This is a genomic window from Aeromonas sp. R6-1, assembly GCF_040908165.1.
In the GTDB taxonomy this organism is placed as follows: domain Bacteria; phylum Pseudomonadota; class Gammaproteobacteria; order Enterobacterales; family Aeromonadaceae; genus Aeromonas; species Aeromonas caviae.
On record NZ_JBFODF010000042.1, the window covers coordinates 177,230 to 188,645 of the forward strand.

Consider the following 11,416-nt stretch of genomic DNA (forward strand, 5'->3'; position numbering starts at 1 on the left):
TAGATTGGAAATGACATATCCAGCCACCCTTGTGACATAAAAACCCATTCTGGTTATCAGCTTGTTACAAAGGATGAAATCTCTTTATAATGGCCGCACACCGCAGCTTTGTGCGCGGAAGGAACCGCTCCCCATATAAAAATCGAAAGGATGTGATCATGAAGCACTTCGAGGTCAACTTCGACGGCCTGGTCGGCCCCACCCACAACTATGCCGGCCTCTCCTATGGCAACGTCGCCTCCCAGAGCAACGCCAAAGAGGCCTCCAACCCCAAGGAAGCGGCCAAGCAGGGGCTGCGCAAGATGAAGGCGCTGACCGACCTCGGCATGGTGCAGGGCGTGCTGGCCCCCCAGGAGAGGCCGGATCTCGCGACCTTGCGCCGCCTGGGCTTCACCGGCAACGATGCCAGCGTCCTGGCCCAGGCGGCCAGACAGGCCCCCGCCGTGCTGGCCGCCTGCTACTCCGCCTCCAGCATGTGGACTGCCAACGCCGCCACCGTCTCCCCGAGCGCCGACACCCAGGATGGCCGCATTCACTTCACCCCCGCCAACCTGACCAACAAGTTCCACCGCTCCCTGGAGCCCGAGGTGACCGGGCGCATCCTGCGGGCCGTGTTCAACAACGATCGCCACTTCTATCACCACCAGCATCTGCCGGAGAACGACCACTTCGGTGACGAAGGCGCCGCCAACCACACCCGGCTGTGCCGCGCCTATGGCGAAGCGGGGGTCGAGCTGTTCGTCTATGGCCGCAGCGCCTTCGACGTCTCCCAGCCCGCCCCCAAACGCTATCCGGCCCGCCAGACCCTGGAAGCGAGCCAGGCCATCGCCCGCCTGCATGGCCTAGGTGATGAGAGTGCGGTCTTCATTCAGCAGAACCCGGACGTGATCGATCAGGGGGTGTTCCACAACGACGTCATCGCGGTGGGCAACCAGAACGTGCTCTTCTTCCACCAGCAGGCGTTCCTCCATACCGAGGCGGCGCTGGCCGAGGTGCGTACCAAGTTCGGCGACGGGGAACTGCACTTCATCGAAGTGCCGACCAGCGAAGTGTCGGTGCAGGATGCGGTGAAATCCTACCTGTTCAACACCCAGATCCTGACCCTGCCATCCGGCGAGATGGCGATCATCGCCCCCACCGAATGCCGCGACAACCCGGCGGTGTCCGCCTATCTGGCCAGGCTGGTGACCCTGGGCACCCCCATCAAGGACGTCCACTACATGGACGTGAAGCAGAGCATGAGAAACGGCGGCGGCCCCGCCTGCCTGCGCCTGCGGGTCGCCATGAACGACACCGAGCTCGCCGCGGTCAACCCGGCCTGCCTCATCACCGACAGCCAGTTTGCCCGCCTGGATCAGTGGGTCGAGAAGCACTATCGCGACAGCCTGGCGCTGGACGATCTGCGGGACCCCTCCCTGGTGCTGGAGACCCGCACCGCCCTGGACGAGCTGACCCAGATCCTGAAACTCGGCTCCGTCTACCCCTTCCAGCGCTGAGAATCTGTCACGATCTGACTGCCAGGTCGCGTTCAAGACTCCTGCACTGCTCTTTCCCTTGCTGACGGCTTCTCGCGACAGCTCGTAGACAGGTGCCAAGCCGCAACAAAGCCATCAAAAAGCCGGGCAATGCCCGGCTCTCTTTTTTCATTCAACAAGACGCCTCAGCGCCAGGGGCTCTGCTGCCACAGCCGGCCAAGGCCGGCCTCCAGCCCCAGTGCCGCCTGCTTGCCAAGCTTCTGGGTCAGGCTCCTGGGTTTGCTGTAGCGGATGCCGACCACCTTGTGATGGCTGGCCTGGGCCAGCAGGTAGTCATCGCTGGTGCAAAGCGCATCCACCAGACCGAGCTGCTTGGCCTGGCTCGCCAGCCAATGCTCGCCGGTGGTCACCTTGTCGATGTCGAGACCGGGTCTGTGCTCGGCCACGAAGGCCTTGAACTGTTCGTGGATGGCCCCCAGCTCCTCGCGAAACTTCTCCCGCCCCAGATCGTCGTTCTCGCCGAACATGGTGATGGTGCGCTTGTACTGGCCTGCGGTGTGCATCTCGAATTCGATGTCGTGCTTCTTGAGCAGCTTGTTGAAGTTCGGCATCTGGGCAATCACCCCGATGGAGCCGACGATGGCGAACGGCGCCGCCAGGATCTTGTCCGCGACGCAGGCCATCATGTAGCCACCGCTCGCCGCCACCTTGTCGATGGCCACGGTCAGCGTGATGTCCTTGTCCCGCAGCCGCTGCAACTGGGAGGCGGCCAGGCCGTAGCCATGCACCACGCCGCCGCCGGATTCGAGGCGCAGCAGCACCTCGTCCCCGGGCCGGGCCACGCCTATCACGGCACTCACCTCTTCCCGCAGGGAGGCCACTTCCTTGGCATCCATGCTACCGTTGAAGTCGATGACGAACAGCCGGCTGCGCTCATCCTCCCCCTTGGCTTTGGCCTTGTGCTCGGCCTTGCGGGTCTTCTCCATCTGCTTGCGCTCGGCCTTGCCCGCCAGGGCTGCCTGCAGTTGATGGCGCCCCTGCTCCAGCTCGCCGGAGAGATCGGTCACCACCAGCTCCCCCTTGCGGGATTTGGGCTGGCGGCTGCTCGCCACCATCAGGATGACGGCGCCGATGGCCAGCAGGAAGGTGAGGGTCTTGGCCAGAAACAGGCCGTACTCGGTCAAAAATGCCACTTGATGCTCCGCGCTATGTTCGGTTTTTTCACATAGTAAGGAGTTTGCCCCCCTCGCGCAAAAACTCTGCCATCTCCCGTGCCAAGGACGGAGGGATCGACGCTATCGCCCTGTTTTATTCACATTTTTGCCGTCTCATACTGGTCAACTGCCGGGCCGGGTCAGTACACTTGCCCACTCGATTCGTTGCGCCAAGCCGCCAGGCATTGTTAACAGGAGTCCACATGCTCGACTATCAGGCCCCCCGTGATCTGCTCAAGGACAAGGTCATTCTGGTGACGGGTGCCGGTGACGGCATCGGCCGCGAAGCGGCCCTCACCTATGCGGCCCACGGCGCCACCGTGATCCTGCTCGGGCGCACCAGTGCCAAGCTGGAGGCGGTCTACGACCAGATTGAAGCGGCCGGTCACCCCCTGCCCGCCATCGTGCCAGTGGACTTGAAAGGGGCTACTGCCGCCCACTACCGCGGCATGGCGGAGACCTTCGCCCAGCAGTTCGGCCGCCTCGACGGCGTGCTGTTCAACGCCGGGCTGCTCGGTACCCTGTCGCCGTTCGAACACATTCAGGAGCAGGAGTGGGACGAGGTGATGCAGGTCAACGTCAAATCCGAATTCCTGCTGACCCAGGCGCTGCTGCCCCTCATTCGCCAGACCGCCAAGGAGCACGGCGAGGCGTCCATCGTCTACACCTCCTCCAGCGTGGGCCGCAAGGGGCGCGCCTACTGGGGCACCTATGCCATTTCCAAGTTCGCCGTCGAAGGCATGATGGAGGTGCTGGCGGACGAGCTGGAGAACACCAGGGTGCGGGTCAACACCCTGAACCCGGGCGGCACCCGCACCAGGATGCGGGCCAGCGCCTTCCCGGCGGAAGATCCGCAAACCCTCAAGACCCCGGCCGATCTGATGCCCCTCTATCTCTACCTGATGGGGCGTGACAGTCAGGGCCAGAGCGGCAAGACCTTCGTGGCCCAGCCCAAATAAATCAACAAATCAACCGGATGGGATTACAGTGAAGAGGGGGTGCCAAGGCGCGCCCTGTTGAATCCCATCGGCCCCAGACAGGTTGCACTATGTTTCGTCCCAAGAGCACGTTTGAGCAATGGCGGATCTTTCAGGCGGTGGTGGACTGCGGCGGTTATGCCCAGGCTGCCGAGGCGCTGAACAAGAGCCAATCCTCCCTCAATCATGCGGTTGCCAAGCTGCAACAGAGTCTGGGGGTGGCCCTGCTGGAGGTGCGGGGGCGCAAGGCGGTGCTGACGCCGGCGGGGGAGATCTTCCTCAAGCGGGCGCGCCAGCTCAGCCAGCAGGTGGAAGAGCTGGAGAACCTGGCCAACAACCTGGAGCGGCAGTGGGAGCCGCAGATCAACCTCTATGTGTCCGTGGTGCAGCCGCGGGAGCGCCTCTACCGGGCGCTGGCCCACTTCTATCCCCGCAGCCGCGGTTGCCGCATCAACCTGCATGAGCGGATCCACTGCCACTTCAATGCGCTGCAGGCGGGAGATCTGATGCTCTCCGAGCACCTGCCCCAGGATCGTACCGGCCTGCCGCTGGACGAAGTCTGTCTGCTTCCTCTGTGCGCAGCGGGCCACCCCCTTGCGGAGCAGGGAGAGCCCATCACCGCCGAGGTGCTGGCCAGCTACAACCAGATAAGCCTGCATCCCCCCATCCACCGCTCGGTGGACTGGAACGATGCGGACGACACCGGCTGGAAGGCGACCCACTATCACGAGGTGCTCAACATGGTGCGCCTTGGCATGGGTTACGCCTGGGTGCCCCGCCACCTGGTGCAGGAGGAGCTCGCCGAGGGCTCGCTGGTGCAGCTCGATCTCACCGGCGGCAGCGAGCGCTATCTCTACACCTACCTGCTCACCCCCTCGGTGGAGGCGCTGGGACCGGCGGCCGAGCTGCTGCTGCGCTGCCTGCGCATCGAATACCAGGGAGACAACCCCAGGTAAGGCCGCTTCTTCCCCGCACGACCGGGGCACAGGTGCCGGCACCTCCGGGCATCGGCTCCCCTTTGCATCCCCTATACGTTGGGGACCCGCCAGCAGGCGGCCAGCGCCATCAGCGCCAGGGCCGCCGCCACCATGAAGACCCCGTGGAAGCTCCAGAGCTCCGCCACCGTCCCCGCGATGGCCCCCGCCATGATGGAGCCGGTGCGGATGCTGTTGGAAAAGAGCGTGGTCGCCACTCCGGCGCGCCCCGGCATCAAGTCCTGGAAATAGGACATGCCGATGCCGGCCACGATGCCGATGAAGATGGCATTGAGCAGTTGCAGCGCAATGAGGGCATGCTGGCTAGACAGGGTCACGAGACCGCCATAGAAGCCGACCCCGGCCAGCACCGCCAGCAGCATCATGGGCCGCTTGCCGAAGCGCCGGGTGTAGTAGCCCGCCAGCAGCATGAAGGGGATCTCCAGGGCCGCCGCCGTGCCCATCAGCAAACCGGCCAGCTTCTCCTCCAGCCCCAGCTCGCGGGTGATGTAGAGGGGCATGTTGATGAGGTACATACTGTTGCAGGTCCACATCAGGGTGGAGGCGATGAAGAGCGCCCGCACCGACGGATCCCGCCAGCTGCTCACCCGCTCCACCTCGCTGTCCATCACCGGCAGCGGCAGGGAGGGAAGCCAGCGCCACACCACGAAGGCGCAGATGACATAGGCCAGCGCCGAGGCCAGATACATCACCTCAAAGCCGTAGCCGATGGCAAGCGCGAAGGCGATGGGCGGACCTATCACCCAGGCCAGGGAGAACTGGGCCCGCAGCACCGAGCTGAACATGTCGGCCTGTTTGTTGCGGCTGTCGGCGTATTCCCGCGCCAGGGCGAACAGCTGGGGGCTGGCGGTGGCGGTCAGGCTCGCCAGCAGCACCCCCAGGCTCACCAGCAACCAGTACTGCCGGTTCCAGGCAAACAGCAGAGAGAGCACGATGCCGGCGAAGCAGCAGCGCAGGATCAGCTGCTTGCGATCCCCCTTGTTGTCGGAGCGGTGGCCGAGCCACTGGCTGATGAGGATGCCGATCACCGCGTTCACCGTGTAGAAGAGCCCCACCAGGAAGGGGCGCACCTGCACCTCCTCGGCCAGAAACAGGCTCAAGGTCGGCACCTGCAGCGCCACCGCCACCCCGGTCATGAAGGTCACGGCGAGAAACGAGAGAGAGACGGGATCCGGCCTCTTGCGGGCAACAGACAGCAAACTCATAGAGATACCATTGATATGGAAGAAAAAAAGGAGCCAGATGCGGGCGGGCTTGGCGTATGGCGGCGGCTATTTTATGTCATTATCAACAGCTACCTCAAGGGTTGCGGGGGGGCGTCCAAGTCCGTACATTGGAAGCCCATCCAGCGCCAGTACAAGGATTTAACATGTTTGATTTTGACCGGGAAATAGATCGCAGCGGTACCATGAGCCTGAAATGGGACAAATACAAGGGTCAGGATGTCCTGCCCATGTGGGTCGCAGACACCGACTTCGTCTCTCCCCCCGCCGTACTGGAGGCCCTTACCAAACGGGTCGCCCACGGCATCTTCGGCTATTCGCGCCCCTCTCCCCGGCTCATCGAACTGATCGTATCGCGTCTGGCCAGCCGCTATGGCTGGACCATCCAGCCCGAATGGCTCGTCTTCCTGCCCGGGGTGGTGCCGGGCCTCAATCTCGCCTGCAAGGCCTGGAGCCAGCACGGGCGCGGCATCATCACCCCCAAGCCGGTCTACTACCCCTTCCTGCAGGCGCCGGGCTTCAATGACCGCCCCCTGCTCACCGTCCCCGTGGTGGAGGAAGAAGGTCGCTGGGTGCTGGATCTCGAAGAGCTTGAGCGTCAGGCCCCCTCGGCGGATCTGCTGCTGCTGTGCAACCCCCACAACCCGGGCGGCACCGTCTTCACCCGGGAAGAGCTGCTGGCCATCGACGCCATCGCCGAACGCCACAACCTGGTGATCTGCTCCGACGAAATCCACTGCGACCTGCTGCTGGACAAAGATGCCCGCCACATCCCCTATGGTGCCCTGAGCCCGGAGGCGGCCGAGCGCTCCGCCGTCATGATGGCGCCGAGCAAGACCTTCAACATCGCGGGGCTGTGCTGCTCCTTCGCCGTGATCCCCAATGCCCGCCTGCGGCTCAAGCTGCAACAGGCAATGCGCGGCATCAGCGCCGACGTCAATCTGCTGGGGTTCGTGGCGGCCGAGGCGGCCTATGAGGGGGGCGAGCAGTGGCTGAATGAACAGCTCGACTACCTGGCCGGCAACCTGGCCCTGATCGAGCAGGCCGTGGCCCGCTGGCCCGGCGTCAAGCTGGCCCGCAACCAGGCCACCTACCTCGCCTGGATCGACATGAGCGCCCTGGGGCTGGACGATCCCGTCGCCTTCTTCGAACAGGCGGGCGTGGGTCTCTCCCCCGGTGCCCAGTTCGGCAACGGCCAGTTCGTGCGGCTCAACTTTGGCTGCACCCGGGCCCGTCTCACCGAGGCCCTGGCCCGCATGGAGAAAGCCATTCTCCAGACCCGCTAGCGAACCGTCCCGGGCGGCGACTCCAGGCCGCCCGGTGCGCGCAAAAGCGGTAAAATCCGTTCAGCTTCCCGTCTGATACGGATAAGATGAGGCTCATCACCGGATGAGCCCGCCTCCTCCTCATGTTCAGCCACGGTTTCGGTCCACTATGCGCCCATTCGCCTTCTCTGCCCTGTTGCGTCTGTCACGTACCGCCCTGCCCTGGCTTGCGGCCGTGCTGGCGCCCTCCCTCTTCGCCTCTCCCGCCTATGTCACCATCGGTACGGGAGCCCTCAACGGCGTCTACTACCCCACAGGGGGGGCCATCTGCCGCCTGCTCAACGAGGAGAGTGCCCGCCACGGCCTGCACTGCACGGTGCAGAGTACCTCGGGCTCCATCGCCAATCTGGCGGCGCTCGCCAAGGGGGAGGTACAGCTCGCCCTGATGCAGTCGGATGTGCTCTACCATGCGGTGCACGGCACCGGCCCCTTCGCGGGCCAGGCCCCGGACGATCAGCTGCGCAGCCTGTTGCGGCTCCACAAGGAGTCCCTGACCCTGATTGCCAGCGCCACCAGCAACATCACCACCCTGGCCGACATCAAGGGCAAGCGGGTCGATGTCGGCGCCCCCAACTCCGGGGACAGGGTCACCAGCCGGGCCCTGCTCGATGCCATGGGGTGGCGGGTCGCCGACTTCAGCCGCCCGCCTGTGATCTCCCCGGGCAACCGGCTGGAGGGGCTCTGTGACGGCACCCTGGATGCTGCCTTCGTGGTCGCCGGTCACCCCAATCAGGCCATCGGCGATCTCACCGGCCGCTGTCAGGCCCGCCTCATTCCCATCGAGGGGGAACAGGTGGACAAGCTGCTCAAGCAGCACCCCTACTATGATCGCAGCCGCATCGGCGCCAACCTCTATCCGGGGCAGACAAGCGGCGTCAATACCTTCGCCGTCACCGCCGAACTGGTGGCGCTGGCAAGCCTGCCCGAGAGCGAGGTGCGCACCCTGCGGGACGTGCTGAACGAGCGGCTCAAGCAGTTCACCCGGCTGCATCCGGCACTGACCACCCTCACCTGGGAAGGCATGCAGGCGGGCAGCATCGCCCTGCTCCATCCCGGCATGCTGGATGCCGTGCCCACCCTCCCGGCGGACACCCTCACGGCATCCGGTGCCGTGGCGACCTCGGGTGCCCTGCCAACCTTGCCCCCGGCGAGCAGCGCGGCCACACCGACCGATGGGGCAGGCCCCCAGGAAGGCACCGCGCCACTGGAGGGGTCCGACACCTTGCCGGAGCAGCCGGCCGCCGCGACCCTCTCAACCAGTTCGGGGGCGGCCTCCACCAACCAGGCCCCGGCCCTGACCGAGCCGCCCACACCGGGCAGCGCAACCCTGGCACCAGGCCATCCCCTGACCCCGCCTGAGGCGCCCGCCTCGTCGGCAACGCCGCTGGAGGCGCCATCACCGCAGGCCATGCCGGCCAGCCCGCCCAGCCACGCGGTGGGGACCACAACCCCCGCCGGGCAATGAACACCAACCAAGAGGCCACCCCAGGGGTGGCCTCTTTGTTATGGGGAACGGGCGCCTGGCCTGTCACGGCGCCAGCAGCAGCGCCGGATTCTGGATCTCCTCCTCCACCCAGTGCAGCAGCTGCTTGATGGCCCGCGACAGCACCTGGTTCTGGCGCACCACGTACCCCAGGCTGGTACCGGGAAAATCGGTGAGCCGGGTCACCGGGGCGGTCAGCTTGAGCCTGGGGTGAAGGGAGAAATCCGGCACGATGGCGACGCCAAAGCCCGCCTCGGCCCAGTCGAGCTGGGCATCCACGCTCCCCACCTCCATGATGCGGCAGCTCGGCAGGCCGAGCAGGGGCAGGGAGGGGTCGATCAATGCCCGGGTCCGGGTGTCGTGCCCCAGCAGGATCAGGGTCGGCTCGTCCAGAGGATCGCTCTCTCCCGAGCTGGCCCGCGCCTGCCAGCGGGCCAGGCCGTGCCCCAGGGCACACCAGGTCACCTGCTGCAACTCGGTGTAGAAGAGCGGCTCGCTGCGCTTTTGTGCCATCACGAAGCCCAGATCCGCCTTGCCCGCCCGCACCAGATCCGCCGCCTGATCCGAGGTGGTGTTGAACAGGGTGAGGTCGATACCGGGGAAGGCCTGCTTGAAGCGCTGGAACGGCTGGATGAGCAGCAGGCGCGAAATGATGTCGCTGGCGGCGATGGCGAGCGTCCCCTGGCTCAACTGGCTCAGGGCATTGAGATCGGACTGGCAGAGCTGCAACTCGCTGATGGCGCGCTCGGCGCTTTGCAGCAGCCGCTCCCCCGCCTGGGTCAGGCGAAACGGGCTGCGCTCCACCAGCTTGACCCGGGTCGCCTGCTCCAGGTTCTTGAGGTGCAGGCTCACATTGGGTTGCGTCATGTGCAGTTCGGTGGCCGTCTGGCCGAAGTGCTGCAACCGGGCCAGGGTGACGAAGGTGTGCAGCCAGTGAATGTCCAGCATGGGGTTCCTCTTCTCCCGGGTCGATGGCAGGGCCAGCGCCGCCAGGGCACGGGCACCACACAAGGGAGCGCGGTGTCGATAATGGCACCCGAATTATATGGCTTCCTTATCGGAATTATAAAGATAATTAATTTTTCTAATCCTCACGGGGCTCCTAGGATGGACGCCTAACGTCTTAGGAGAAAGAGTCATGTCGTCTATCGTAGTCGTAGGTGCTAACTGGGGTGATGAAGGCAAAGGCCGCATCGTCGATTATCTGGCAGGCCAGGCTGGCGCCAGTATTCGTTTCCAGGGCGGCAACAACGCCGGCCACACCGTGGTCAACGATCTGGGCACCTTCAAGCTGCACCAGGTGCCGAGCGGCGTCTTCAACCCGGATTGCCTGGTCGTGCTGGGCCCCGGCATGGTGATCAGCCCCGAGAAGCTCACCGTCGAGCTGGAAGAGGTCAAGGCCTCCGGCGTCATTCCCAAGCTCGCCATCTCTGACCGTGCCACCCTCTGCCTGCCGCTGCACGCGCTGGAAGACACCCTGGAAGAGCAACGCCTGGGTGACGGCGCCTACGGCTCCACCCGTCAGGGCATCGCCCCTGCTTACGGTGATCGGGTCATGAAAAAGGCGATCCTGGTGGGCTGGCTGAAACAGCCGGACGTGCTGGTCGAGCGCATCCAGTTCATGCTGGACTGGAAACTGCCGCAGATGAAGGCTCTCTATCCGGACTTCGAATTCACCCAGACCGCCCAGGAGATGGCCGACTGGCTGCTGGAAGTGTCCGCTCCCTGGCTGGACGCCGTCTGCAACGTCAGCATGCCCCTCAAGGCACTGCAAGCCGAAGGCAAGACCCTGCTGTTCGAAGCCCAGCTGGGTGCCGGCCGTGATCTCATCTACGGCGAATACCCCTGGGTCACCTCCTCCCACGTTTCCGGCGCCTACGCCGGCATCGGTGGCGGTCTGCCGGGCCTGCGCCCGGAGCGCGTCATCGCCGTGGCCAAGGCATTCAGCTCCTCCGTCGGTACCGGCACCCTGCTGACCGCCATGGAGAACCAGGACGAGTTCCGCAAGATCACCAACGAGTTCGGCGCCACCACCGGCCGTCCCCGTGACGTGGGTTACTTCGATGCCGTCGCCACCAAGAACGGCGTCGAGCTGCAGGCTGCCACCGAAGTGGCCCTGACCAAGCTGGACTGCCTGACCGGTCTGCCGGATCTGAAGATCTGCGTGGCCTACGAAGGTGCCCACACCGAGAACCCGATCTGGCCGCAGACCGCCGCCCTCACCCCCGTCTACGAGAAGATGGAGAGCTGGAGCGAAGACATCAGCGGCTGCCGCACCTTCGCCGAGCTGCCCAAGGCTGCCCAGGACTATGTGCTGCGCATCGAAGCCCTGCTGGGCGTGCCGGTGCCCATGGTCTCCGTCGGCCCGGGCCGTGACGAGATGATCCTGCGCTAAGGCCCCTCGCCTCTCCCAAAAACCGGCATCCCAGGATGCCGGTTTTTTTATGGCTATGTCCCAATTACGTGTTGCATGGGGCGCCCCAGCGCCTCATGCAAGCAACGTGGTACATTCACTTCCCGCCCGTAGCGCTCCAACATCCTTCGCCAACCCAGATAATTTCTCAGATAGTGGGTCGCTACCCCATGGAACCGCTCCATCCACTCTTTCAACCGACGGTGATATCCGTTTACATGCTGGATGTGGTATGCCCCAATGACTCGCTCACCTCGACGGTTGTACACCACCTGATGTGTTATGCCCCGCGCTTGGCTGAAACTGGCATA

9 protein-coding genes and 1 pseudogene are annotated in these 11,416 nt (G+C 64.7%); 6 read left to right on the forward strand and 4 right to left on the reverse strand.

Features of this window, described 5'->3' with window-relative positions:
* The first annotated feature begins 158 nt into the window (after nucleotides 1–158).
* Nucleotides 159–1,496 carry an N-succinylarginine dihydrolase gene (gene astB / locus AB5Y68_RS13245; protein ID WP_039040522.1) on the forward strand — a complete coding sequence of 446 codons (1,338 nt, stop codon included), beginning with the start codon at nucleotides 159–161 and terminating at the stop codon, nucleotides 1,494–1,496.
* A 164-nt stretch (nucleotides 1,497–1,660) separates the two neighbouring features.
* Here astB and sohB read toward each other — a convergent pair whose 3' ends face one another.
* Nucleotides 1,661–2,668 carry a protease SohB gene (gene sohB / locus AB5Y68_RS13250; protein WP_039040521.1) on the reverse strand — a complete coding sequence of 336 codons (1,008 nt, stop codon included), beginning with the start codon at nucleotides 2,666–2,668 and terminating at the stop codon, nucleotides 1,661–1,663.
* Between the two features lie 224 nt (nucleotides 2,669–2,892).
* Between sohB and AB5Y68_RS13255 the strand changes: the two genes are divergently transcribed.
* Nucleotides 2,893–3,648, forward strand: coding sequence for a YciK family oxidoreductase (locus tag AB5Y68_RS13255; protein WP_039040520.1), 756 nt, complete (start codon nucleotides 2,893–2,895; stop codon nucleotides 3,646–3,648).
* Nucleotides 3,649–3,737: 89 nt separating this feature from the next.
* The gene (locus AB5Y68_RS13260; RefSeq protein WP_039040519.1) at nucleotides 3,738–4,622 is read left to right on the forward strand and encodes a LysR family transcriptional regulator; all 885 of its coding nucleotides are present in this window, start codon (nucleotides 3,738–3,740) and stop codon (nucleotides 4,620–4,622) included.
* Between the two features lie 71 nt (nucleotides 4,623–4,693).
* On the opposite strand, the gene AB5Y68_RS13265 is transcribed toward AB5Y68_RS13260, so the two are convergent.
* On the reverse strand, nucleotides 4,694–5,866 hold the full coding sequence (locus AB5Y68_RS13265) for an MFS transporter (protein ID WP_039040518.1): 1,173 nt from the start codon (nucleotides 5,864–5,866) through the stop codon (nucleotides 4,694–4,696).
* Nucleotides 5,867–6,030: 164 nt separating this feature from the next.
* Between AB5Y68_RS13265 and AB5Y68_RS13270 the strand changes: the two genes are divergently transcribed.
* Complete coding sequence (locus AB5Y68_RS13270; protein WP_010673889.1) at nucleotides 6,031–7,170, forward strand: MalY/PatB family protein; 1,140 nt, start codon at nucleotides 6,031–6,033, stop codon at nucleotides 7,168–7,170.
* A gap of 148 nt (nucleotides 7,171–7,318) precedes the next feature.
* A complete protein-coding gene (locus tag AB5Y68_RS13275) occupies nucleotides 7,319–8,674 on the forward strand; it encodes a TAXI family TRAP transporter solute-binding subunit (RefSeq protein ID WP_052258865.1) in 1,356 nt (451 codons plus the stop codon).
* 63 nt (nucleotides 8,675–8,737) lie between these two features.
* Here the strand turns inward: AB5Y68_RS13275 and AB5Y68_RS13280 are convergent, their stop codons facing one another.
* Nucleotides 8,738–9,640, reverse strand: a complete 903-nt coding sequence (locus AB5Y68_RS13280) for a LysR family transcriptional regulator (protein ID WP_039040517.1) — start codon at nucleotides 9,638–9,640, stop codon at nucleotides 8,738–8,740.
* 190 nt (nucleotides 9,641–9,830) lie between these two features.
* Here AB5Y68_RS13280 and AB5Y68_RS13285 point away from each other — a divergent pair, with 190 nt between their 5' ends.
* A complete protein-coding gene (locus AB5Y68_RS13285) occupies nucleotides 9,831–11,087 on the forward strand; it encodes an adenylosuccinate synthetase (RefSeq protein ID WP_010673886.1) in 1,257 nt (418 codons plus the stop codon).
* 53 nt (nucleotides 11,088–11,140) lie between these two features.
* On the opposite strand, the pseudogene AB5Y68_RS13290 reads toward AB5Y68_RS13285, so the two are convergent.
* Nucleotides 11,141–11,416: pseudogene (locus AB5Y68_RS13290) on the reverse strand (IS1595 family transposase); the annotation flags it as partial.